The sequence below is a fragment of the Candidatus Zixiibacteriota bacterium genome (assembly GCA_018820315.1).
Classification (GTDB): Bacteria; Zixibacteria; MSB-5A5; order JAABVY01; family JAHJOQ01; genus JAHJOQ01.
Genome location: JAHJOQ010000098.1, coordinates 15544 through 40945, shown reverse-complemented (window position 1 = coordinate 40945; position 25402 = coordinate 15544). Strand labels below are relative to the sequence as shown.

The following is a 25402-nucleotide window of genomic DNA, read 5'->3' as shown; positions in this document are numbered from 1 at the left end:
CAACGTTTTTTCTATCTCAATATACATCAAGAACTTTGGATTGCCAGCACGCAGGCAGAACACCTGCAACTGCCCGCAACATTGTCCAATCCTTGATTCCATTCCTTTCTTGAACAGGTGAGAAGTCATCATAGATTCGACGATCCACCACTCTCGGTATTCAGAGATGGCGGGAACATGTGTTGGCAGCAATGAGCGAGAAATCTAATGTAGAACTCAATGAGCCCATAGCCGAATTCCGTTGAAGAACATTACTGACGGAACACCACCCTATCTCTGTTTCGTCAGAAAAAAACTTGTGGCTTCAGATAATATCTCTTATAGTTGCTTCAAAACGTCGATTGAAGAAAACTTGATGAACTCAAGTAGTTCTCCAAATATGCCAGTAATTTGTAGTGGAAATCATTCCAATAAGTTTCAAAATGAGAAGCGATTTTTCTCAGCCTCGCCGAGGATTATGTGCAAAGAGATAGAAGCCGGGGATTTGCCATATCGCGTGGCGCATTACCGGAGCGGTCAATAGATGTTTGCTGAAATCAAGGGAATCCTCAAGCACTCCGTCGTCTATCTTGCTGGCACACTGGCCAGCAGGATGGTCGGTTTCGTGATGATCCCTGTCTACACACACTACCTGACCACCGAAGAGTATGGAACTCTGGAACTGCTCGATCTGACTTCTTATCTGATAGGTTTGCTGCTGGCAATGGGGGTAGCCCAGTCGGTTGTCAGGCTCTACCATGACTATGATGACCAGGTGAGGCAAAACCGCGTTGTCAGTGTGGCAATGATAACCTTGTGGGTTGCATCCGCCTTTTCCGCAATTTGGTTGTTGTTATTTGCCAGAGACATATCACAACTTGTTTTCAAGTCTCCCGACTACCTCCAGTTATTCCATCTGATTTTCGTGACTATGATTCTGAACCTCAATATTGAGATTCCCATGAATCTTCTTCTCATCAGGGAAAGATCAGTTCTCTATAATGTCATCAATCTAGTCAGGTTGGCAATTAACCTGTCTCTAAATATCATATTCATTGTCTATCTTGGAATGGGGGTCAAAGGAATCCTTCTCGGCGGCCTCCTAACAAGTGCTGTTACTGGAGTCTTCCTGACAATTTTCACCATTCGACAAATCGGCTTATCGTTTTCTCGCCAGACATTCTTTGATATGCTCAAATACGGAACCCCACTGATAGGAAGCTGGCTGGGGATGTTTATTGTCAACTTTGGAGATCGTTTCATCCTGCAGAGGTTCGCGTCTCTCTCCGACGTCGGGATTTACTCGCTGGCTTACAAATTCGGAATGCTCCCTAATTTCCTGGTGCTGACACCTTTCATGCTTATCTGGGGTCCCAAGAGATTCGAAATCGCCAGGCTGGATGACGCGAAGAGGACATACTCTTACGTCTTCACTTATTTTCTGTTCGTTCAGCTATTCATAGGTCTCGGGGTTTCTGTTCTGATAAAGGATGTAGTCTCGATAGTCGCTGATTCTGAATACCACAGTGCATATATGTATGTTCCGATGATCATCTTATCATACGTATTGTGGGGCTGTTACTCCTACGCACAGCTTGGAATGCTGCTGGAAAAGAAGACGAAGTACCTGGCCTATGCATCCGGAATAGGCGCCGCGGTGAACGTGGGAGCAAACCTCCTCTTGATTCCGGAACTCAAGCTGTGGGGAGCATCTATTGCAACATTGATTACCTTCGGCGTGATTTTTTGTTTCGTATACAATCGATCACAGAAGCTGTACAATATACCCTACCAGCTTGCTCGAATCGCCAAAATGACATTCTGTGCGTTTGGACTGCTTGCCATCGCATCTATAATAGACATATCAAACGTTTTCTTGTCTATTGTCACCAAATTCTCGTTGGCTTGCTGCTTTCCCGTAGTGCTCTATTTTCTTCGGTTTTACACTGCCACTGAACTGGCCAAAATGAGAGAAGGAGTGCATAGGATCAAGATCCTCACTACGGAGTCCGTACTTCCCAGAATACCGCTTATCAATCGTCTCATCGGGAAAGGTAGGCGATAATGCTGAAACGAATTTCGTGTCTCGGCTATTTTGGGTATCGAAATACCGGCGATGAAGCCATTCTGAGTGTTCTTGTCGATCAGATGGACAAAATCGGTCTGCGTGACAAGCTTGTGGTCTTTTCCGGAGATGTCGAGTCTACCAAACGGTTTCATGCAGTGGACGCTGTACAGAATATACTGCCCACGTCCACATCGAAATTCACCGTCGGGATCTTAGGTAGGAATCGGAGCAACTTCGTAAAATCGCTAAGAACCTACCTCAAGTCAGATATGTTGATAATAGGTGGCGGCGGGTTGTTCTTCGACTATCCTCACACCAACGAGTATGTCCAGCAGCTTCTTGACAAAATAAGATGGGGAAAACGACTTGGGAAGAAAGTTGTCCTTCTCGGGGTCGGTGTTGGTCCGATCCACCGCCATGATACCGCCACTGCCCTCAGGAGTACTCTGGACAAAGCCGACTTGATATGCGTTCGCGACAACAAATCACAACAACTACTACTGGAAACAGGCCTTTCAGAATCAGCGATTCATGTCACCGAGGATTTCGCGTTTCTTCTAAAGCCAGTGTCCGAGGAAAGGATAGAGTACATACTCAGGAAAGAGGAATTATCGAAGTCATACAACACACCCTTGATTGGGATCGGTCTGTGTGGTCGTCACGCGCAGGATGACTGGTTTCGAGCGGCTATGGTCAAGTTCTGCGATCATGTTATACAGACGCTTGGTGCAAGAATATGCTTCATTCCGATGCAAACAGGCGGCGGCTTCGATGACAGGCTCGACGTTCGGTTGATCCATGAAGCGATCAATCGGAAAGAAATGGTCACGCTGGTCGAGCACGAATACGGTCCTAAAGAGATTCTGAGTATTATCAGCAAAATGGACTTTGTGATCGGGGAGAGATTCCACGCCGCGCTTTTCGCGGCCACCAGTGGAGTCCCCGTGATCGGGATATCATACATGCCCAAGGTCAAACGACTGTTTCATAAGATTGGACAAGATGATTGGTGTTTGGATCGCGATGGTCTCACCGGACCTAAGCTGATCAAGGTCTTTGATAGTTTGTGGGAGACCGGGAGCAAAGTCTCAGCTGACCTTAGAAGGCTGGTCCCTCCTCTGGTAGACCAATCGCATCTTAATTTCGAGTTATTCCAACAGTACCTTGAAAAATCTCAACTACTGTAATCTTCACGTTTGTCGGCACGAGGCAAGTAAGATGTCAGCCGTGTCTCGTGACATCAACGCGCAGCCTCAAACGACGCTGCAGAAGCTCAAATGCTTCGACTACAGCGCCGCATAATAACTTAGGTATGTACGATCTAGTTGTGAGTCGAGAAGTACTCTTTGGCGCCTTCCGGATCGCCCTTCATAGTATCCTCACCGGGAGCCCAGTTCGCCGGGCAGACTTCTCCACTCTCGTAATTCGCCTGAATTGCCTTCAACACGCGGAGTGTCTCCTCGACGTTGCGGCCGATCCCGAGATCATGGACGACTTCGTACGCCACTTTGCCTTCCGGATCGATGATGAACAACCCACGGAGAGTAACGCCCGCATCTTCAAGCAGAACGCCGTAGTCCTGTCCGATCTGCTTGGTGAGATCGGAAAGTATCGGGAAATTGGTGTCGCCGAGTCCACCGTATTTGCGCGGAGTATTTACCCATGCGAGATGAGTGTATTTGCTGTCAACCGAACAGCACATAAGCTGCGCATTCAATTCAGCGAATTTCTCGTTGCTGTCGGAGAACGCATTGATCTCGGTTGGGCAGACGAAAGTGAAATCGAGCGGATAGAAGAACAGAATTACCCACTTGCCCTTAAAATCGTCGAGCGAAACCTGTTTGAAATCCTTGCCAACAACAGCTTCAGCAGTGAACTTCGGTGCTTCTCTTTTCACCAGACTCATTTTCCTTATCCTTTCGTCGAGTAACGTTTCAACCAGCAAAAAAGCATCAATATCGAAAACTCTTATTCCGGCATTATATCAGTCTCAAATTTGACTACCTTAGTTGATTAATACAGAAAAACCAGCGAATTGTTCCAGGCACGTATATTCGAGATCCTCTTTTCAGGATGTGCCTAAAACTACCCGTCATTCCGCTTGTTTTGGAGCGCGCCGCAGAGTACATTCGTTGGTCGCAATGGAGCATCAGGCATTGTAGCCTGCCAACTCGGTATCGAACGGAGAATCGAACAGCATGCTGGAAGATATGCCATACTTCGGAGAAGTGCTTTCAGTTCTGACGGCTGTCGTCTGGGCGTTCGCCGTGATTCTGTTCAAGAAGAGTGGCGAGACGGTGAGTCCACTCGCCCTGAACCTGTTCAAGAACGTCCTTGCTGTCACTCTGTTTGTTCCAACCCTGCTGATATTCGGAATAGAGTTCCTTCAACCTGTGCCGGTCTCTGACTATCTTGTACTGCTGTTGAGCGGAATCATTGGGATAGGGATCACAGACACACTTTACTTCAAGAGTCTAAATCTCCTCGGAGCCAGCTTGATGGCGATCGTCGCATGTCTTTACAGTCCATCCGTGTTTGCATTGTCGGCGATATTTCTGGGGGATACTTTGAGTGTTATCCAGCTTGTCGGCGTCGCACTGATTGTATCGGCAGTTCTGTCGACGGCTCTCGATCGGCGGAAGCAGCAGATCGGAACACGCAACCTGATACTCGGAATAGTGATCGGCGCACTCGCCATGGTCGGCAATGCGGCAGGGATTATTCTGATGAAACCTGTTCTCGACGAGACTCCGGTCCTCTGGGTGACACTGGTAAGACTCGTCGGAGCCCTTCTGGTGTTGGTTCCTGCCTTCCTGATTCACACGCGTCGCAGGGCAATGTCTGCTTCATTGGTTGCGGTGCAGGGCAGGATATATCTGTTCGGAAGTTCCTTCGCCGGCACATACTTCGCGCTGATGCTCTGGATCGGCGGGATGAAATTCACGCAGGTATCAATATCAGCGGCGCTCAATCAGACAAGCAACATCTTCGTGTTCATATTCGCCGCACTGCTTCTCAAAGAGAAAATCACCATGCAGCGAGTCATTGCGATCCTGCTGGCAGTCAGTGGTGCAATGCTCGTGACGTTCTTTTGATGACGATTATCGTTTTTCCAGCCGTCAGGAAGGGATTCCTGACGGCGCACATAATGATCCTGATTGGCTTGCTGTAAGGCCCTCAATCCATCGTTGCGCACGAGCCGTGGCACCAGATTCAAATGTCAATCTGCCCAATCAAGTACTGCACAGCCCGTCCCGATATCTTAACTCTGTCCCCGAGGTCCTCGCAGAACAACTCTCCCCCGCGCTCGGATACCTGCAGAGCATGCAGCTTGGTCTTGCCGAGCTTCTCCGACCAGTACGGCACCGACGTGCAGTGAGCCGAACCGGTGACAGGGTCTTCAGGAATGCCGATCTTGTAGGCGAAGAAACGCGACACGAAATCGACTGTCTTGCCTTTCGCAGTCACAATGACGGCGTAGGCGTCGAGTTCATTGAGGATCGGGAAATCGGGTTTCAATGATCTAACCTGGTCTTCAGATTCGAAGATCGCGAGATATGCAGACGACTTCAGGACTTCGACCGGCTCGATGCGAAGCGCCCTTGTGAGATCGCCCGGACATGGCACGGGCGTTGGTTTGCTGCTCGGGAAATTCATCGATAGCAAATCGCCTTCTTTCCTGACAGTCAGTTCGCCACTCTTGCGCGTTTCGAACCGTATCACATCATTCTTGTATCCAAGATAGTTGAAGATGACGTGTGCGCTCGCGAGTGTGGCGTGGCCGCAGAGTTCGACTTCGATTCCCGGTGTGAACCAGCGAATCTCGTACGCATCACCTTTCGGAACAAAGAATGCGGTCTCAGACAGGTTGTTCTCTGCTGCGATAGACTGCAGAGTCTTGTCATCGAGCCATGATTCGAGCGGACAAACCGCCGCAGGGTTACCTGCGAAGACTTTGCCCGTGAAAGCATCGATTTGATAAATCGGCAGTTTCATGTCTTTTCCTCTCTTTTATCTACTTCTCCCCTGTGATAACGGCTGCAGACGTTTCAAGTTTCAAAGGAAACGCCTTGTTGAAGAAGGCGTGAAAAGAGGCAGGGTGAAGTCCAAACGTGCTCGAAATCTGAGGACAATGCATCTACCGGTGTCATTCATCATTCGAGAGGTGAAGTAGTTTCTTGCGGCGTATGGCAGTAAGTGCACTGTCCACCCCATACAGCGCCCTCGCAGAATCGGCGAAGAAATATGCTGTGCTGGTGTCCAAGTCGGGCGAAAGCGGTAATGGTTGAATGTCGAGTGACCATTGAACACCGCCCCCTCGCTGCATCAGTGAGATCTTAATTACGGACTTCAGTTTCTTGACCTCAATGTACTCCTTGACGCTGAGAGTCGCTGTATACAAATTGGAACGGCGGGGACTTCCAAGTTTGATACCAATCGCCTCTAACTCGGCGGTCGAGCCGTTCGTTTCTATCCAAACGCCAACGCTTTCCGCCTCAGCTGGTCCGAAAACATATCTCGCGCGCTCCCACGGCTGGGTTGGCAGTCCATCGCGCTCCTTCTTGACTACCTCCTTCTCCGTCTCTGCACGGACGATGAAAAAGCAAGTGTCCGCCTTGGCTGGGGAACAGTTATTAACTACCTGTATTTGCATTTGGTAGTTGAACATCTGATCCGCTTGGAATGTATAAAGCCCGGTGAGGCTGTCAATGTCGCCGAACCCGGCCCCCCCCATCAGCTCCCAGTAGACCGAGCCATTACCGCCAACGCCGCCCGGATCGGCTTGAAATTGATATGTCAGTGCGTTGCAATTATCTGCCACCAGTGTGTCGTTCGGCGGCTTGTTGGTGATCACCGGCGGCTGGCAAGCCGTACCATACAGTGCTTTTGCTGAATCGGCGAAGAAGTAAGCAGTACTCGTATCCAAGTCCGGAGATTTTGGCGAGAGAATGGCAGCCGTAGACCACGCGATGTCTTGCGTGCCCATCAGCGTTACCCGCACAATGGATTTCAGGGTCTTGATTTCTGAGTACTCTTCTATACTAAGTCCTGCAGTGTAGACGTTGTGACGAGCAGCAGGTCGGAACTTGATACCCATCGCCTCCAGCTCGGCTGTACTTCCGTTAGTTTCAATCCAAACGCCAACGCTTTCGGCCTCGGCGGGGCCGAACACGTATCTGGCACGATCGATCGGATGGGTCGGTAAACCGTCTCTGACCCTCTTCACTACCTCTTTCTCTGTCTCAGCTCGGACAGTATAGAAGCAAGTATCAGCCTTGGGTGGAGAACAGTCATTTACAACGCGAATCATTATCGGATAGTTGTTAGCCTGATCCTCCTGGAATGTGTAAAGCCCACTGGCGCTATCCAGATTACCGTATCCCCAAAACAGGTCCCAATAAACCGAGCCATTACCGCCAACGCCGCCCGGATCGGCTTCAAACTGATACGTCAACTCGTTGCAATTGTCCGCTACAAGTGTATCGTTTGGCGGCTTGTTCGTGATTACCGGCGGATCGCAGGATGCCTGAGAGACCGTATCGGCTGCTGTAGCGGCTCCGACCGAGTCGGAGTCGATGCGGATGTAATCATCCGCGTATGCAAGCGCACCCACAGAGATCACAAGAATTAATGTGATGATGAACTGTCTCATCTGTTCCTCCCTTTCAAGTTCCGGCAAGCCTGTGCGGAAAGCGGCAATTGCATCCACACTGCTGAAGAACAACCTGCCTACTACTCTTATAACGAATGGCACCTGTTTATTCCAAGTTATTTAAATAGCGTCTGCCAGAATCGTCCTCACACCACCGTCACTTCGCCCGCCGTTACGCGGAGTGTTTCTTTGCGGCGCTTGACGATCAGTGCGCCATCAATACCAATGCCGATAGCTTTTGCAATGATGGTCTTCTTCCCCTGTTTCAGACGCACCTGTCTGCCCAGCAGTGATGAACGTTTCTTGATCTTCGGCAGCAGCGGCTTCAGACCATCTTTCTTGAACTGAAGATACATCTTCTCGAAATTAAGCAGAAAATCCGCGAGAAACTCGATGCGGTTGACTTCGGTGCCGGTTTCGAGTCTGAGAGATGTCGCCTTGTGCTTTAGATGTGGCGGGAAATTTCTCAGTGTCTGATTGACATTGATGCCGGTGCCGACGATCACATATTTCGCTTTGTCAAGTTCGGCAGAGAGCTCCGTGAGTATGCCCGCCACTTTCAATCCATCGATGAGGCAGTCATTCGGCCATTTGATTTTCGCTTGGAGTTTGAGCCTGGATATGATTGTCTCCGCCAAAGCAGTAGCGGTTACAATAGAGAGTCCAGGAAGTCCTGCAGGCGGAAGATCAGGCCGCAGGATGAGTGAAAACCAGAGACCGGTCTTTTGTGGAGAATGCCAACTACGGCCGAGCCGCCCGCGCCCGGATGTCTGCTTCTCGGCGATCACGAGAGTACCCTCGGCTGCACCTTCGTCGGCAAGGCTGAACGCAAGCGAATTTGTCGAGGGAACGGAAAAATGCGAGATGATATTCCTGCCGATGAACTTCGTCTTCAGATAGTGATGAATCTCATGGGGGAAGATCGAATCGGGCGCGGATACGAACTTGACCCGCATCTTGTCATCAAAATCGAACTTGTAACCCCAGACGGCGAGCCCGCGAAGAGCCTCATTTATGAATCTGCCATGAGTAGAGAGTTTGTTTGCGAGTTTCTGTACGACGAAGTAACGCTCGGGTGAATTTCTGAGAAGATCGAGGAGTTCTACGGCAATGTCATCGACACGGCTTCCCATATCACCTGCTGATCTTGCTAACGTTGAGTGAGAAGTCGAGAGAAGGTGCAGAATGAGTCAGTGCTCCGACGGAAATGTAGTCGACGCCACACTCGGCGATCTCTCGAAGGCCGGACAATGTCACACGGCCGGAGACCTCGATCTTGATCCGATCATCCTTCTCTCGAATCTTACTGACGGCGTCCCTGATCCTGCCGATGTCCATATTGTCCAGCATAATCCATGACGCACCCCCGCTCAGAGCCTGCTCGAGATCATCATCGGTAGCGACCTCGACATCGACAGGAATGTCCCTTCCTGCATCGGCGAGATAATCGAATGTCCTTTTCAGAGCGATAGAGAGCCCCCCTGCCGCTTCGATATGATTGTCCTTTATCAGCGCCATGTCATTAAGGCCCTTACGGTGATTTGATCCGCCGCCACACAGCACGGCATATTTCTCTGCCTGCCGAAGTCCGGGAGTGGTCTTGCGGGTGTCAAGAATCTTCGCCCGTGTGCCGCTGATTTCATCGACATATCGCCTTGTCAGAGTCGCAATTCCGGAAAGGCGCATCAGGAAATTCAGCGCTATTCTTTCGGCAGTGAGAATGGAAGCAAGCTTTCCTCCAATCACTGCGATGTCAGTTCCGCCGGAGATTTCAGAACCATCACGCTCAAGCGACGTATACTTGACTGAGTCATCGACCCTGCAAAATACCTCTGAGGCAATATCCTGCCCCGACAGCACACCATCTGACCAACTCACAATCTCAGCCTCACCATGTACTGCAGGATCGACACAGGCCAGCGTAGTGATGTCGCCGCTGCCGATATCCTCACGGAGGGCGAGTTCGATAATATGATCCATCTGCGAGATATCGAGTTTCATTCCCTGAAAAAACGGCGAATAGAATCGGATGTCAACTCGTATTTTAATTGACCATTTGCCGCAGCTGAGTTAGATAACCCGCAGGAGGCATACATAGTGGCTGACCGGATTTGCAAAACAAGCTCTTCGGAGAGTCCTGATTGCTGGATTGATATTGCGCTCAGCGGGAAACCGATAGAAGAGATTCATCTGCGGAAAGAGATGATCGACAACTGCCTGAAGTGCGATGATTTTCACAAGGCGATAAATCGATCTGCAGGGCGGCGAAGTTCTGACCGACTCATACAGGAGGCTGTCGGCAAACTGATCTCGATGCTCGCCAAATACAATTCTGAACTATCGAGCTCGGCTGAGAATCTCAGCAGGAGAATCGCGGAATTAACCGTTCTGGAAACTGTGGCTGAATTTCTCCTCAAAGCCTTGAATCTCAAGGACTGCCTGAAGGTGTTTCTGACGGCGGTTACTGCAGGTGAGGCTTTCGGCTTCAATAGAGCAGTTGTCTTTCTGGTCAATCAGCCGCGACGCGCACTTGAGGGTCAGCTCGGCTTCGGGCATGTCGATCTCGGAAAGTACAGAACAACATGGGGGTTCATCCATGAATCCCGGCTCACATTCTCCGATATGATGCAGAGAATTCTGGACAAACCGGAGCTTCCGGACAACGATTTGACAGAGATTGTCAAGAATATCTACGTTCCCATGACTTCCGAGTTCGGCCTGCTCCCGGAGGCGCTCATCAAGAGAAAGTCTTTCAAAGTCGAACATGCCACTGCGGAGCATATCACAGATCGCAATTTGCTCGCTATCTTCGGAGGGCGTGCCTGTGCAATCGTGCCTATCATCTGTAAAGAGAGCGCGCTTGGAGTGCTGATCGTTGACAATCCAATCACTTCCGGAAGTATTACAGACGATGAGATAGCCATGCTGGAAACGCTTTCCTACCTCGCGGCATCCAAGATCGACAATCTGATACTGCATAATCAGCTCGAATTGCGCATCGCGGAGCTTGAGCATGTGCATGCTCTCCTGCACAATAACCAGGAATATCTGATCCAAACGGAGCGTCTCGTTGAGGCAGGCAGGCTTGCGACAACAATCGCCCACGAACTAAAGACCCCGCTTGCGACTATTGGCGGATACGGCAGGCGAGCACTCCGGTCACACGGGCGCGGTGACGACATCACCCAGGATCTGAATGTGATCGTGAGTGAAATCACTCGGTTAGAAGGGATAACGGTCGGGATTCTTGATTATTCCAAGAAACGTAAGCTAAATCTTACTGTCCTCGATCTAAACGAGCTAATATCGGAGACTCTTGAGATTTTGGCGGATAAATTGTCGTTTGCCAATATCGAGGTGCACATCGAGCTGACAAGCGCAACCTCAACAGTCAAAGCCGACCGGGACAGGCTTAAACAGGTAGTGTTCAATCTTATTGAAAATGCTACACAGGCCATGCCCGATGGTGGAACTCTAACAGTCTCCACAGGTACAAATGGAGGCTGGGAATGGTTCAGGGTAACAGATACAGGATGCGGTATGTCACAGGAAACGATTGACAATCTATTCAAGCCGTTTTTTACCACTCGGAGCTCTGGAGCGGGTCTCGGCCTTCCTGTCTCAAAGCGAATAGTCGCCGACCATGGGGGCTTCGTTGAAGTTTCATCGACACTTGGAGAAGGATCTTCATTCACAGTGAACTTGCCGACCAATCGGCATGTTAAAGAGGTGTAGGGACACTTATGGAGAAGAGGAAAGCGATGGGAAAAGTACTCATAGTTGAAGATGAGAAGAACCTTCTCGAGCTGTACAGGATGGAACTCGAGGAGGAAGGGTACAGCGTCGCCACAGCTGAATCAGGGGAAGCGGCGCTGAGAGTATCCGAGGAGTTTCAGCCGGATCTGGTCGTGCTCGACCTAAAACTTGGCGAGGAAGAAGGCCTGCGAGTGCTCAGTGATCTGAAGTATCAGAACAGAGAAAGACCTGTGATTCTCAACACGGCTTACAATCATTACAAGCACGACTTCAGTTCATGGGCAGCTGATGCCTATCTTATCAAATCAGGGGATATCAGCGAGCTAAAGTCGAAAATCAGAGAGCTGCTTGCTAACTAAAATATTTTCGTGTCAGTCTATCTTCTGAGAGCAGAACCGAGTCGCAAAAGGGTCACATTTCCCTTGCAAACCGATACAGTCCGTTCTACATTTGAGGCCGCTGTTCGCTGTGAATAAAACTGAGGAGTATGCAGTTGCCCGGCCTAAGCCTGTTAGTATCCCCCAAAATTCGTGATACCGAACTTGCGGCCTGCCGAAAAGCGATTGCTGGCATGTGTCACGACGCAGACTATCTGGCAGAGACGATATACAATTCGAACAGCGCTTTCCTTGGCTTCACAGCATACCCCGAGTATCCGCGATCGGTCCTTGATCTGACCAACCACATCGTGCTGGTTGAGGGAGCCATATACGATCTCGCTGAACGCGATCTGAATAGCGAACTCGAGCTTGTAGCCCGATGGTGCGACGACGGTGATTCCGAGATCGATGATGGCCGAATTTCCCGGTGGCTGATGGAACGAGACGGTCCATTTGTGATAGTGGTGATCTCGAAACGTACCGGCGAAGTCGCGATACTACCCGATGCTCTCAGTCAGCTACCATTGTTCCATTGCTTTGAAAAAGGCCAATTGATGGTCGGCAGAGAACATAAGTTCATTGTCAGTGTAACTGGCAGGCTTCTGATCGATCCGATAGGCGCCGCTGAACAGCTCATTTATGGATTCCCCTTGCATTCGAGAACGCATAATGCAAACATCAGCAGGCTTCTCCCTGGGACCGCCCTCCGTTTCAAGCCGGGCGACAACGCTCCGCGAATATTGACTTACTGGCAATGGAGAATGGCTCGCAGTCAAGCATCTACTCCGGTCGCAGAGACTGCCGGGAAACTAGCAGACAGATTTAGGGAGGCGACAACTCGCCGTGTGGAGTGGCGCAAAGGAGACAAGACAGTCGTCGGTCTGAGTGGAGGAATGGACTCGAGGTGTGTTCTGGCTGGTCTGGCTGCTGTGGCTGACAATATACACACAGTCACATCTCTCGATTTTGACGAAGCAAACAGGTACGACGTAACTGTGGCGGCCGAAGTCGCCGAGTTCATGCGGACCAATCACATCACATTCAAAGTGCACAATCCTACAATTGATCGGATGCTGGAATTCAGCCTGGCAAAAGATGGAATAAACAGCATTGCGATGGCAGGATCGCTCGAACTATACGAAATAGTCAGAGAGAAATTCGGCAGACGTTTAACCTACTACACCGGAGATGGCGGAGAGGCTGTCAAGACTTCCCGTCTTCCTGAGCAGGCATTCTCCAATATCAATGACATGTTGAACCTGACCATGATCGCGCCGAGAATTCTCGACATCGATATTTGTGCCGAACTGTTCGGCATCGCACCGGCAGATTTGTACACGGCCTCGATTGAGACATTTGATTCGTTCCCGGAGGAAGACTACGATCTGAAGTTTGCAAGATTCATGCTGCTCGACCGCGAGAACCGGTATTTCATGGAAGGTCAGGATCGCAACCGTATCGGATTCTGGACAGCGTCGCAGTTCTACTCGTTACCGGTATTCCTCACGCTGATGAACATCCCGGATCATTATAAGAAGCGATTCGGTCTGATTAAGTGCTTCCTCGCTGCACTCAAACCGGGCAGCGAGAAAATTAAATACGCCGACCTTAAGGTTCCCATAACTTCGGTTTGGGCCAGAATCGTTCCTCAGATGAGGCTCTGGATGAGCTCCAAACCTGTGATACGGAAAATCGGCAGACGGCTGCTCGTCAGAGGGGCCTACGGCACATACAAGGACGAGCAGCTTGTCGATGCACTGGTTCGGCTGGCGAGCGAGTCGCAATTAGTCAATGAGCAACTCAATTCATCCGTTTTGACAAAACTGCTGGCGGGACGTTTGAACAAGATGCAACTGATGAATATTGGGACTCTGATTATGTATATGCATGAGCAGGAGAGAATGCTCAAATCATAAAGATAGCTGGAAGGGAGCTTGATGATGGCCCAGAAACACAGACTCTACCTCGCCGGAGAATGGAAGGATTCAAATCAGACGATTGATGTAATCAATCCCTTCGACAAGTCTCTTGTCGGGACTGTCGCCGCCGCATCTCCTGATGACTTCACGACTGCAATTGAGAAAGCGAATGAGGCTTTTCATGCATACCGGTCTTTTCCGAGTTACAAAAGAGCTGATGCGCTGCAGTTCATTTCCTCCGAAATCGAGAAGCGCAAAGACGAGTTTGCCGAGACAATCACACGCGAGATGGGCAAGTCGATCAAAGATTCACTCGGTGAGGTTAATCGGGCAGTCTCAGTCTTTGCGATATCTGCTGAAGAAGCGAAGAGACTCGGAGGCGAGCTGATCTCTATGGATTGGCAGGCAGGTTCCGAGGGGCGCTGGGGCGTGGTGAGGCGCTTCCCTATGGGAGTCGTCGCCGGAATATCGCCGTTTAACTTCCCACTTAACCTCGTCGCACACAAGATCGGCCCGGCACTGGCATCCGGGAATACGATCGTCCTCAAGCCCGCATCCAAAACACCGATTGTTGCTCTCAAACTCGCTGAGATTATCGATCAGACAGATTTGCCGAAAGGCGTCGTATCGATACTCCCGGCATCGTCAAGAGATACAGCCCCGCTGCTCCGGGATCCGCGAGTCAAAGTGATCACATTCACCGGATCACCGTTGGTCGGTTGGATGATTAAAGAGAAGTCAGGCAAGAAACGTGTAGTGCTCGAACTCGGCGGCAACGCCGGCGCGATCGTAGCCGATGATGCCGATGTCGAGTACGCGGTCAGCCGAATGATCTTCGGCGGCTTTGCCGCATCGGGGCAGAGCTGCATTTCGGTGCAGAGAGTCTATTTGCACGAGAGCATCTATGACAGGTTCATCAGCCTGTTCACAGAGAAAGTTAACGAGCTTAGAGTCGGTGATCCGCTCGATCCAAGTGTCGATATCGGACCGGTAGTCGAAGAGAAAGAGGCGATCCGGATTGAGAATTGGATTGCAGAGGCTGTGAGCCATGGCGCTAAAATTGTAGCCGGTGGCAAGCGTCTTGGCGGGCATGTGCAGCCGACGATCCTTGCTGATGTGAAGCCAGATATGAAAGTCTGCGCGCAGGAGGTCTTCGCGCCGTTGGTATCGGTCCTCAAGTATACAGACTTCAAAGAAGCCGTCGCACAGATCAACGATTCAGATTTCGGATTGCAGGCGGGTGTGTTCACAAACCGAATGAAAGACATCTGGTATGCGTTCGAGACAATCGAGGCGGGCGGTGTTGTGATCAATGATGTCCCGACATATCGCGCAGATCATCAGCCGTACGGTGGCATGAAGGATTCCGGTTTGGGACGCGAAGGCATCCGCTATTCTATCGAAGATTACACCGATATCAAGATACTCTCGATGAATCTAAAGTAGGGTAGGTTCCCCAGAATAGCTGTAGGGTAGGTTTCCCCGAAACCTGCCGGCAGGGGTCAGGGCACTCCGTGGACATCCGCCGCGCACAGAATCTTTGTCTTCCTGTCGATTTGAATATTCATAACAATCCTCCGTCGTGCGATTAGTCCCGCCAGGACATTCTTTGGCTAACGCACCCTAGATTTGCAACCATTGCGGTGCGATATAGCCATGTTAGCTAAAGTATACGGAGTTTTATTCTGAAGGTTGCCATCAGAGAGCTGCCAGGAATCCGTTCGAGGCGGACAGCTCGACCGCGAGAACAAATTCTAAGCTTCTTCCTTTGTGACGTGCTTCCTGAACCACATCCTGGCCTGCTCTTTTCTCTCCGCAACGACATCTCGCGCCTCTTCGATGTTTGAACATGACGCAGACCCCTTGAAGAGATTGCATGAATGACACGCCACTACCAGATTCGACGGATCATCGGTGCCGCCCTTACTCTTCGGCACAACATGGTCGATGCTGAGATTAGCTGTCCACCACATCTTGAAGTCTTTTGATGCGTCAAGATCACAATACTGGCACTTGAACTTGTCTCGCTCGAAGATTGACTGATTAGGGTATTTCTCATGCATAGTGACTCCTCTCTTCGCGCATTACGGCATTTCAAGAACGGGCAACTCGGACTTATTCGCGGATTATTTCGAAGCTGCTTCTTGTTTAGGCTTACCTGAATATTCCGTTTTATAGTCCTCATAGTCTGCGGCTGCCAGAAGGACAGTTCGCCACTTATTGTCTATGAATGACGCACGGTAGTACTTTTCTAGCCTAAACCTATCTCGATTTCCTATCGGTCTCTCCCAATCATATGCGATGGTAATCTTGAATACACACTCCTTGTCGCGTCTTAACAGAATCCTCATCGCCTCGATGATCTCGTCAGATGGAGCCAAGCACAATCTTCCGTAGCTCACAGTATCACATAATACCTTATCAGGTAAAGCCATCTCATAATAAGCAGTGTCGATCGCCGCCGGAGTATTGCCGACATTTCCTATCGTATATGTCAGCTTGAAGAAAAGCGTATCACTTAAGTCTTCTCTGATGCTGTGTTCCGATGGCTCTCCGAACACATTTAGGTCACTTGCGGGATTCAAAGGCAGGATTCGAAGCGCTGGCCTGTTGGAGAACCAAGTAGCTAAATTCTGCTCGCGCAGCCCTTTGATCTGGCTGTAAATGAGACTGAGCGTCACCACTGCGACAACCAAGCCAGTCGCCTTTATCGCGATATCAATTACGTCCTTGTGCTCTTTGATCCAATCCGAAAATCGTCGAGTTTCTTTAGCTTCCGCTGCTATCGGGTCAGCCGAATACTCATCTTCCGTTACCATGGTTCCTCCGTCTGCTGGCTAAGCCAACTGCTGATGCCGGATTGACCAGCAAAGATTCCTCAACAGCTCCCCTAGTATTTTCCGTGAACGCGCTTGCCATTCGTTCTATCAATACTTATTCGGGGTCATAAATGCAACATATATATCTACTCTCCGGGATTCCTGTCGGCTCATCGGGCGAGTGCCTCCCTCCAGAATCCGATTGACATTCGCTGTCAAAAGCATACATTGATTCGGACGTATGGGACGGAGAAATCCGCCCCCGGAGTTTCCTTGAATCGCCCTATACGGGCGTTTTTGGCAATTTGCTATGTGCTTTTATATCAGTCAAATGCTGAGCAAGGCTTATTACAAGGGGCAATTGTAGTCGCCCAGCTTTCTCCAGCTTTTATGGGACAGTAACCTTTTAGCCTTTATGAGAGGAGAAAGTCATGACCAGTGCACATAGCCCGAAGATATTGACCGAACTACCCGGTCCGAAGAGCCGCAGGATGATTGCCGATGACGAGAAATTCGTCTCGCAGTCATACACACGCATTTTCCCGACAGTTCTCGACCGCGCCGAGGGATGTTACGTCTGGGATGTCGACGGCAACTGCTTTGTCGATTTCCACGCCGGTATCGGCGTCTGCTCGACCGGCAACGTCCATCCGAAAGTTGTCGAAGCTATCAAGACTCAGGCGAGCCGGGGCATTCACTTCGCCTCAGCCGACTTCTATCATGAATTGATCGGCAAGCTTGCGCAGAAGATGGCGAAGATCGTTCCCGGCGATGACAACAAGCGGACTTTTTTCGGGAATTCCGGTGCGGAAGCAGTCGAAGCCGCGATCAAGCTCGCAAAATACGCCACCAAGCGCACAAGATTTCTGGCATATATAGGTGCTTTCCATGGACGCACGATCGGTGCGGTGTCGCTTACCTGCTCGAAGAAAAACCAGCGGCTCAATTTTCACCCGATGATGGACGGCGTTACGCACGTCTTCTATCCGTACTGCTACCGCTGCCCGATCAATCTGAAGTATCCGTCGTGCAACCTGCAGTGCGCGGATATGATCGAGGACATCTATCTGAATCAGGTCTGCCCCGGCGAGGAAGTGGCGGCGTTCTTCACCGAGCCGTTGCAGGGCGAGGGTGGATATGTGCTCCCGCCTGTCGATTATTTCACCAGGATCAAGCAAATCTGCGAGAAATACGGTATACTGTTTGTGTCGGATGAAATACAGTCCGGCATGGGTCGCACAGGCAAATGGTTCTGCATCGAACATTTCGATGTCGTGCCTGATATTGTCACATCCGCCAAGGGTATCGCCTCCGGCATGCCACTCGGAGCCTGCACGTCGTCAGCCGACCTGATGTCCTGGGAGCCGGGAGCACATTCGACGACTTTTGGCGGTAATCCGGTATCCTGCGCCGCGGCGCTGGTTACGCTCGATATAATCGAGAATGAGCTGTTGGAGAACGCCCGGAAAATGGGCGACTATGCGATGAAGCAACTGCTGGAATTCCAGAAGTCATCCGAGATCGTCGGCGATGTTCGTGGCAAGGGATTGATGATCGGTGTGGAAATCGTCAAGGATAGAGAGACCAAAGAACGCGCACCGAAGCTCGCAAGAGAGATAATGATGGAATGTTTCAGGCATGGCCTGATGATATTGACGTGCGGACCGAACACTATTCGGATTGTCCCGCCACTGGTGATCTCCAAAGAGACCGTCGACCAGGGTTTTGACATCCTGTTTGAGGCGATACGCACTGTCGAAAAAGAACCGCGATAGTAAAACGGGCCGGGTGAGACAATCACCCGGCCACGACATTGAAATAGAAAGGAGACTGGAATGCGGCTGTTCGAGTACGAAGCAAAACAGCTGTTTGCAAAAAACAACATACCGATCACGGAGGGAACACTCTGCACTACACCGGCGGAAGTCCGAAATGCTGTCACCAATCTTGATGGCACCGGTATGCTGAAGGTTCAGATTCTCTCCGGTGGACGTGGCAAGGCGGGAGGGATCAGGAAAGCGGAGTCTCCTGAGCAGGCGGAAGAATTGGCTACAGCGTTGTTTGCAGAGGAGATCAAAGGCTATCCAGTCAGTAAGATACTGGTCGATCCGATGTTGAATATCCGCCGCGAGTACTACCTGGGCGTCACGATTGACCGCGCCAGGTACAAGATAGTCGTGATCTGTTCTCCGACCGGCGGCGTCGATATCGAGGAATTCGCCCGGAAGAATCCTACAAAGGTATTCAAGGAGAGTTTCGATATCGATGAGAAGATGTTCAGCTTCCAGGCCTACGGACTCGGGCTGCAAATGAAATTCCGCAAGGAAAAGCTCAAACAGGTCGCGTCGATCATACAGGGTCTGTATAAGACGTTCAAGGATTACGACTGCAAACTCGCCGAGATCAACCCGCTGATCGAAACAGACGAGGGCGGTCTTGTGGCAGCCGATGCGCGAATTTCTGTCGATGACGATTCCCTATTCAGGCACCCGGAACTCGCAGAGATGGGAATCGAAAAACGCCACGAGGAAGGCGAAATGACGCCCCGTGAAAAAGAAGCGCGCGAACATGGCATCCCGTATCTCGATCTGGATGGCAACATCGGTATGTTTCCCGGCGGCGCCGGATTCGGCATCATGGGCAACGATTTCATCAACTACTATGGTGGTAATCCCGCGAATTTCATGGATTCCGGCGGGGGACCGACACCGGAACGTCTCGCCAAGATGCTTGTGCTTCTCGATGAGAACCCGAAAGTAAAGGCGATCTTTGGTGCTCGCTTCGGCGGGATATCTCGTTGCGATGATTTTGCCAAGGGCGTGATCATGTTCCTGCAAAACCACGGCCTCTCCAAGCCGATGGTGATGCGCATGACCGGTAACAACTGGGAAGAAGGGGTAAGGCTGTTCGACGAAGCCAAGAAGAAGGATCCTGATCTGTTCGAGAACATCGAGGCTCACGGCATCGAGACTCCGATCGAGGATATCGCCCGCAGAGCGGTCGAACTTTCGAAAGGGGCGAAGTAATGGCAATACTCGTCGACAAAGAATCACGAATACTCGTACAGGGCATCACAGGTACGGCCGGTCAATTCCACACGAAACGGATGATCGAGTATGGCACGAATATCGTCTGTGGAACTTCGCCCGCCAAAGGCGGCGAGATGGTTGAGAATGTTCCCGTATACGACACGGTTGAATTTGCAATAGACTCTACCGGAGCCGATACATCGGTCATATTCCTGCCCGCGAAGTTTGTGAAAGAAGCTGCTATCGAGGCTATCTGGGCAGGCATCAAGCTTGTGGTCGTCATTCCGGAGCACATTCCGATTTTCGATATGATGGCCATTCGCAAAGAGGCTAAGAAATACGGAACGACAGTTCTCGGCGGCAACACGCCGGGGATCATATCTCCCGGCCAGGCAAATCTCGGAATCATGCCGGACATTGCTTTCAAGCGGGGCAAAGTCGGCACAGTCTCGCGGTCGGGGTCGATCACATACTACGTCGCCGACACGCTTACGAGAACCGGCTATGGCGAAACAACCTGCGTCGGACTCGGGGGCGATCCTGTCCTCGGTTCGACTTTTGACGACATCCTCTGGATGTTCGAACAGGACGAGGAGACCGAGGCGGTCGTGATGTGCGGCGAAATCGGTGGTGTCTATGAAGAGATTTCCAAGGAGACGATCAAGAGGATGAAGAAGCCGGTGATTTGTCTAATCGGCGGTGTATTCGCTCCTCCCGGCAAGCGTATGGGACATGCCGGCGCGATTGTCGAAGGGTCGATGGGGACCGCGAAATCGAAACTGAAAGTCCTCGAAGATGCCGGCGCCAGACCGGCGAGGACATTTCTCGAAATTCCGCGAATCCTCGAAAGAGAAGGAATCAAGCCGGTCGAGTAGACTGGTAATATATAGTCAACGAGAAACCCCGCGTCAGCGATGGCGCGAGGGTTCCTTGATGCAATAGGTATGTACGAGTGAGGACATACTGCATCCTCACAACATTCTACCTGCAATAGATTCCCACCTTCGAGCTCGTTGAAAAACCTATGTCGCCGTCATTGCGAACGAAGCGTGGCAATCTCACTGTTTCATGCGCTGTCAGGATTCCCATCCTGACAGCTTTGCAAAGCAGTGAGTGGATAATTCGTGCAGGAAAGGATTCCTGCCCGCGCGGGAGAGATCGCCACGTCGCTTTGTCTCTCGCGATGACAAACTAAGCGATGCATTAGGCTATCTTAAGAAGTTCCACCACAGGAATGACAATGGGTGTGGGAATTACATGGGCTGGATTGCGATATTCATCGCAATGATAGATCCTACGCCCCGGTCAAACCGCCCAGAATTCTGGCAGGCATGAATATAATAGCCTTGAGGAAATCGAACACTCCCCCGACCACAATGCCGACAAGCCTGAACGGCAGCAACAGCAGCCATACAAACGGGTACAGCAGAAGCGCGATCAGCGCCAGCGGCCAGCAGATGACGAAAAGTATGCACCAAAGAATGAAAGCAGCCATTGTTCTCAGCCTCCGTTTCAGATGTCATATTGTGGTACGCGGGCATTTGTAATCGGTTTCACTTCTTTGCTTGCTGCCTGAGAAGTACTGGAGAATTAGTACGATTGATTGCAGCCCACAAAAAAAGCTGCCGGTTTTAAGAGCCGGCAGCATTTTCGCGTTGCCCAATAATATAGGCGGATTCTTCGACGCCGATTATTTCTTCGGCGGAATAATGCTGTCCTTGCAGGCCTTAGCGACGCGGAACTTCACGACAGTCTTTGCCGGAATCTTGATCGCTTCGCCGGTCTGCGGGTTACGTCCCATGCGAGCCTTGCGATGTGACTTCACCAGCTTGCCGATACCCGGCAGGGTGAACTGTCCCGACTTCTTAGTCTCGGCCATCGCGATCTTGTTGAGTTGCTCTAGAAAGTTGTTAACGTTGACCTTTGTCATTTCAAGGTCACCTGACAGCTTCGAAACAAGCTGAGCTTTTGTCAGTGGCTTTCCTGCCATTGAACCCTCCAATTAGTTAGAATCCTCGAACCCTTCTGCGAGACTCAAACCCGATTCTTGCACCTTGCTTTTCCCCTTTAAAATCAGGGGTGCAAAGCATGTCCTGTTGCCTAACAGGCCTGAAACCCGCTTGATTTCAGTTTAAAATAGATTGTTTGAATTTTGCACGCAAGGAAAAAATGGTGTTTTTGCGGGCAAAGTCGAAAAAAACATTCGCCGTTCGACCGCTGTTTTCAAGGCTATTCTCAGGATTTGCACACATAAATAGCGGCCGGTTTGAGGTTGACAGATGAAAGTCTTCCTCTAACCGGCCGGTAGTTTCCCCTGCAATGAAGCGCACTTACGGCAGTATTATTAGAACCTGGCCCATCTCGGGACACGCGGAAACGGCACCACATCGCGGATATTCGCCATACCGGTGATATACATCAGCGTCCTGTCGAATCCAAGCCCAAAGCCTGAATGAGGCACTGTGCCGTACTTACGGATGTCCAGGTACCAATCGTAATTCTCGACCGGAAGGCCACATTCCACAATGCGATTCATCAATATGTCGTGGCGGTATTCACGTTCGCTACCGCCAATGATCTCGCCGATTTTCGGCACAAGAACATCCATCGCGCGAACAGTCTTCCCGTCGTCATTGACCCTCATGTAGAACGCCTTAATCTCGCGCGGGTAGTCGTAGACTATCGCGGGGCGTTTGAAATGCTTCTCGGTAAGGTAGCGCTCATGCTCCGACTGCAGGTCCGTGCCCCATGCAACCGGGAATTCGAACTTCTGGTCAGCCTTCTCCAGAATTTTCACGGCTTCGGTATATGACACTCTGACGAATTCGGATTTGATGACAGACTGCAGAGTCTCACGCACAGTCTTGTCTATCCAGTTGCCGAAGAAGTTCATCTCATCGGCACATTCGGTGAGGGCATATTCGAACAGGTACTTGAGGAAATCCTCGGCTACCTGCATATCCTCATCCAACTCGCAGAACGCCATCTCCGGCTCGATCATCCAGAACTCCGACGCATGCCGGGCGGTGTTAGAATTCTCGGCCCGGAATGTCGGTCCGAATGTATAGATATCGCCGAGCGCGGTCGCAATCAACTCGCCTTCGAGTTGCCCGGAGACTGTAAGGAACGCCTCAGACGAGAAAAAATCTTCGCGAAAATCAACTTTGCCGTCAACGCGCGGCGGGTCGTCGAAGTCAAGAGTCGTCACGCGGAACATCTCGCCAGCGCCCTCGCAATCGGACGCCGATATAATCGGCGTGTGTACGTAATAAAATCCGCGCTCCTGATAGAATTTATGAACGGCGTATGCAATCTTCGAACGGATACGATTCACTGCACCGAACGTATTGCCACGAGCGCGCAAGTGAGCTATTTCGCGCAGATACTCGAAGCTGTGTCGCTTCTTCTGCAACGGATATGTCTGATCCGCCTCGCCGATCAGATCAAGTTGATCGAGTGTAATCTCGTACTTCTGACCCTCTCCCTGCGATTCGATCAACTCACCAACCATTCTGACTGAGGCTCCGGTGTTAATCTTCTGGAGATCGGGGAAAGACTCCGGATTGGAGATCACGCCCTGGATATTACCCATGCAGGAGCCATCGTTGACTTCCACAAACGCAACATTCTTGGATACGCGTATCGTCCGCACCCAACCGAGAATGATCGGCCTCTCCCCCACCTTGACGCTGTCGTCGAGAATGATCGAACGAACTTTCGTCCGCTTGAAATAATCCATTTCTGCCTCCGCAATAGAATACGTACGAGATAACGCCGTATGGTAAACGATAACGCAGTGAAGTCAAGAGCAAAGTGTCGGTGTCTGGGTGTCATTGCCAAGATTCACGGCTAACAGCAACCCCTCTTTGAAAGACTCACTGTAATAGAAAGCCCAGAGCGCGGCTTCGAGGCTGATTGAGGTAGTCAACAGCGTATTGAACGGCAAGGAACTATTGACTAACATGCTTGCCGAAGACAGAGAATGTTGAATCGTATCCGAATACTTTTCGGATTCGGTAATTTCCTCCCCTCTCCGACAGAGTAGTCACCTGTCAGTTCGAGCAGCGAGTTCCGACATGGGACCTCGGTGCCAGCATGGGGATCGCAAATCGATCCCCATGACACAGATCACCACACTCTCAATCATCTGATTACAGCAAACGATAGCTCTATGGGACCAATAAAAACTTGGCGCCAGACGTTTGACAGATATATAATTCATATGCCGTGATTGCAGACGATTACAACTCGACCCAGCGAAGTCTCAAGAAGACCATCGGGCTGATTGCGGGACCTGTTGCTGGTCTCGCAATACTGCTTTTCTTCGATCTCGATCATCAGAACCCGTTGGTGACACGTGCCGCAGCAGTCGCACTGCTGATGGCTATCTGGTGGATCACCGAAGCAATACCGATTCCTGCTACTGCACTCTTGCCGGTGGCACTTTTCCCTCTGCTTGGAATCATGAGCGGCAAGGCAGTTGCTGCTACGTATTTTAATCATGTCATCTTCCTCTTCATCGGCGGTTTCATCATGGCGCTGGCGATGCAGAGATGGAATCTGCACCGCAGAATCGCGCTGAGAATCATGCTGCTGATAGGATCAAGTCCAAGACGGGTAATTCTCGGATTCATGGTAGCGACAGCGTTTCTGTCGATGTGGATTTCCAACACCGCGACCACGATGATGATGGTGCCGATTGCCATGGCGATCATTTTCAAGCTGAGAGAGGCTGCACCAGATGCTGACGTCCGCCGCTTTTCGGTTGGGCTTCTAATCGGAATAGCTTACGCAGCATCGATCGGTGGCATGGCGACTCTCATCGGCACTCCACCGAATCTCGCTTTCAGCAAGATATTCGCGACCACATTTCCCGCTGCGCCCGAAATTACATTCGCCGGCTGGTTCACATTCGGTCTACCGTCATCCACCCTGTTCCTCGTGGTGGCATGGTTTCTTCTCACGCGGATGTTCGCATCAACAAAGCATCCGATACCTGTCGACGTCGATCTCTTCCGCGACGAGTACAGACGGCTTCGGAAGATGTCATACGAGGAGAAAGTCGTCATGTCACTATTTGTGATTCTTGCCCTGCTGTGGATATTCAGACAGAAGATCGACCTCGGCTGGTTAACAATACCGGGATGGTCGGCCATTCTGCCGGAACGTCATATGATCGATGACGGTACGATAGCGATTGCGATTGCTCTTTTGCTGTTTGTTATCCCGTCTCGTTCAAGGCGGCACGAGAGGCTGATGACCTGGGAGACAGCCACAAAATTGCACTGGGGAATTGTGATTCTGTTCGGTGGAGGATTTGCGCTCGCGGCCGGTTTCTTGGAATCGGGGCTTTCGGCATGGATCGCTCATCATCTGGCTATCCTCGGCGGAGTCTCCCCTGTCTTCATGGTCGCATCTGTATCGACCATGCTGACATTCCTCACGGAATTGACATCAAACACCGCAACTACGCAGATTGTCCTGCCATTGCTCGGATCTTTGGCAGTAGCTATCAAAGTGAATCCGTTGCTGCTGATGATTCCGGCTACGCTGTCGGCATCGTGCGCTTTCATGCTGCCGGTGGCAACACCTCCGAACGCGATTATTTTCGGCAGTGGCGAAGTGACGATGGGGGACATGATGCGAGTCGGAATAATCATGAATCTCATCGGCGTAGTGCTGATCACCGCATTCATCTACCTGATCGGCCTCGCGGTCTTCAATATCGATCTAAGTCTGATGCCTGATTGGGCTGGTTAACCGGACGTGCTACAGAAGACCCCGGTGACTTGGCCAGTG

Annotated in this window: 21 protein-coding genes; 11 read left to right on the top strand and 10 right to left on the bottom strand. The window is 50.9% G+C overall.

What is annotated here, in order from left to right; all coding sequences use genetic code 11:
- Positions 1–523 precede the first annotated feature (523 nt).
- Both KKH67_09520 and KKH67_09515 read left to right on the top strand, forming a co-directional pair.
- Positions 524–2044 (top strand): oligosaccharide flippase family protein, encoded by a 1521-nt coding sequence (locus KKH67_09520; protein ID MBU1319418.1) that lies wholly within the window; start codon positions 524–526, stop codon positions 2042–2044.
- Positions 2044–3234 carry a polysaccharide pyruvyl transferase family protein gene (locus KKH67_09515; protein ID MBU1319417.1) on the top strand — a complete coding sequence of 397 codons (1191 nt, stop codon included), beginning with the start codon at positions 2044–2046 and terminating at the stop codon, positions 3232–3234. Before KKH67_09520 ends, KKH67_09515 begins: the two co-directional genes overlap by 1 nt.
- A 134-nt stretch (positions 3235–3368) precedes the next feature.
- On the opposite strand, the gene KKH67_09510 is transcribed toward KKH67_09515, so the two are convergent.
- Complete coding sequence (locus tag KKH67_09510) at positions 3369–3953, bottom strand: peroxiredoxin (GenBank protein MBU1319416.1); 585 nt, start codon at positions 3951–3953, stop codon at positions 3369–3371.
- 292 nt (positions 3954–4245) lie between these two features.
- Here KKH67_09510 and KKH67_09505 point away from each other — a divergent pair, with 292 nt between their 5' ends.
- A complete protein-coding gene (locus tag KKH67_09505; protein MBU1319415.1) occupies positions 4246–5142 on the top strand; it encodes a DMT family transporter in 897 nt (298 codons plus the stop codon).
- Positions 5143–5260: 118 nt separating this feature from the next.
- On the opposite strand, the gene KKH67_09500 is transcribed toward KKH67_09505, so the two are convergent.
- From KKH67_09500 to nadC, 4 genes are all read right to left on the bottom strand, one after another.
- Entirely contained in the window at positions 5261–6043 is a 783-nt protein-coding gene (locus tag KKH67_09500) for a PhzF family phenazine biosynthesis protein (protein MBU1319414.1), read from the bottom strand.
- 151 nt (positions 6044–6194) lie between these two features.
- The gene (locus KKH67_09495; protein MBU1319413.1) at positions 6195–7700 is read right to left on the bottom strand and encodes a hypothetical protein; all 1506 of its coding nucleotides are present in this window, start codon (positions 7698–7700) and stop codon (positions 6195–6197) included.
- 146 nt (positions 7701–7846) lie between these two features.
- Positions 7847–8833 carry a biotin--[acetyl-CoA-carboxylase] ligase gene (locus KKH67_09490; protein ID MBU1319412.1) on the bottom strand — a complete coding sequence of 329 codons (987 nt, stop codon included), beginning with the start codon at positions 8831–8833 and terminating at the stop codon, positions 7847–7849.
- Between the two features lies 1 nt (position 8834).
- On the bottom strand, positions 8835–9680 hold the full coding sequence (nadC, locus tag KKH67_09485) for a carboxylating nicotinate-nucleotide diphosphorylase (GenBank protein ID MBU1319411.1): 846 nt from the start codon (positions 9678–9680) through the stop codon (positions 8835–8837).
- 117 nt (positions 9681–9797) lie between these two features.
- Between nadC and KKH67_09480 the strand changes: the two genes are divergently transcribed.
- The 4 genes from KKH67_09480 (at position 9798) to KKH67_09465 (ending at position 15201) form a co-directional block, all read left to right on the top strand.
- Positions 9798–11435 carry a GAF domain-containing protein gene (locus KKH67_09480; protein ID MBU1319410.1) on the top strand — a complete coding sequence of 546 codons (1638 nt, stop codon included), beginning with the start codon at positions 9798–9800 and terminating at the stop codon, positions 11433–11435.
- 26 nt (positions 11436–11461) lie between these two features.
- A complete protein-coding gene (locus tag KKH67_09475) occupies positions 11462–11815 on the top strand; it encodes a response regulator (GenBank protein ID MBU1319409.1) in 354 nt (117 codons plus the stop codon).
- Between the two features lie 134 nt (positions 11816–11949).
- Positions 11950–13752: a hypothetical protein gene (locus KKH67_09470; protein MBU1319408.1), complete on the top strand. Its 1803-nt coding sequence runs from the start codon at positions 11950–11952 to the stop codon at positions 13750–13752.
- 24 nt (positions 13753–13776) lie between these two features.
- On the top strand, positions 13777–15201 hold the full coding sequence (locus KKH67_09465; protein ID MBU1319407.1) for an aldehyde dehydrogenase family protein: 1425 nt from the start codon (positions 13777–13779) through the stop codon (positions 15199–15201).
- 308 nt (positions 15202–15509) lie between these two features.
- On the opposite strand, the gene KKH67_09460 is transcribed toward KKH67_09465, so the two are convergent.
- Both KKH67_09460 and KKH67_09455 read right to left on the bottom strand, forming a co-directional pair.
- On the bottom strand, positions 15510–15818 hold the full coding sequence (locus KKH67_09460; GenBank protein MBU1319406.1) for an HNH endonuclease: 309 nt from the start codon (positions 15816–15818) through the stop codon (positions 15510–15512).
- A gap of 63 nt (positions 15819–15881) precedes the next feature.
- The gene (locus KKH67_09455) at positions 15882–16574 is read right to left on the bottom strand and encodes a hypothetical protein (GenBank protein MBU1319405.1); all 693 of its coding nucleotides are present in this window, start codon (positions 16572–16574) and stop codon (positions 15882–15884) included.
- 431 nt (positions 16575–17005) lie between these two features.
- Between KKH67_09455 and KKH67_09450 the strand changes: the two genes are divergently transcribed.
- From KKH67_09450 to sucD, 3 genes are read left to right on the top strand one after another with little or no spacing between them, the layout of a single operon-like run.
- The gene (locus tag KKH67_09450; protein ID MBU1319404.1) at positions 17006–18349 is read left to right on the top strand and encodes an acetyl ornithine aminotransferase family protein; all 1344 of its coding nucleotides are present in this window, start codon (positions 17006–17008) and stop codon (positions 18347–18349) included.
- A gap of 60 nt (positions 18350–18409) precedes the next feature.
- Positions 18410–19600, top strand: a complete 1191-nt coding sequence (locus KKH67_09445; protein MBU1319403.1) for an acetate--CoA ligase family protein — start codon at positions 18410–18412, stop codon at positions 19598–19600.
- Positions 19600–20478: a succinate--CoA ligase subunit alpha gene (gene sucD / locus KKH67_09440; protein ID MBU1319402.1), complete on the top strand. Its 879-nt coding sequence runs from the start codon at positions 19600–19602 to the stop codon at positions 20476–20478. The genes KKH67_09445 and sucD overlap by 1 nt, the downstream gene beginning before the upstream one ends.
- 419 nt (positions 20479–20897) lie before the next feature.
- Here sucD and KKH67_09435 read toward each other — a convergent pair whose 3' ends face one another.
- From KKH67_09435 to asnS, 3 genes are all read right to left on the bottom strand, one after another.
- Positions 20898–21098, bottom strand: coding sequence for a hypothetical protein (locus KKH67_09435; GenBank protein ID MBU1319401.1), 201 nt, complete (start codon positions 21096–21098; stop codon positions 20898–20900).
- Between the two features lie 195 nt (positions 21099–21293).
- Positions 21294–21593 (bottom strand): HU family DNA-binding protein, encoded by a 300-nt coding sequence (locus tag KKH67_09430; protein ID MBU1319400.1) that lies wholly within the window; start codon positions 21591–21593, stop codon positions 21294–21296.
- A gap of 354 nt (positions 21594–21947) precedes the next feature.
- Positions 21948–23342, bottom strand: coding sequence for an asparagine--tRNA ligase (gene asnS / locus KKH67_09425; GenBank protein ID MBU1319399.1), 1395 nt, complete (start codon positions 23340–23342; stop codon positions 21948–21950).
- Positions 23343–23833: 491 nt separating this feature from the next.
- Between asnS and KKH67_09420 the strand changes: the two genes are divergently transcribed.
- On the top strand, positions 23834–25363 hold the full coding sequence (locus KKH67_09420) for an SLC13 family permease (protein MBU1319398.1): 1530 nt from the start codon (positions 23834–23836) through the stop codon (positions 25361–25363).
- Positions 25364–25402 lie beyond the last annotated feature (39 nt).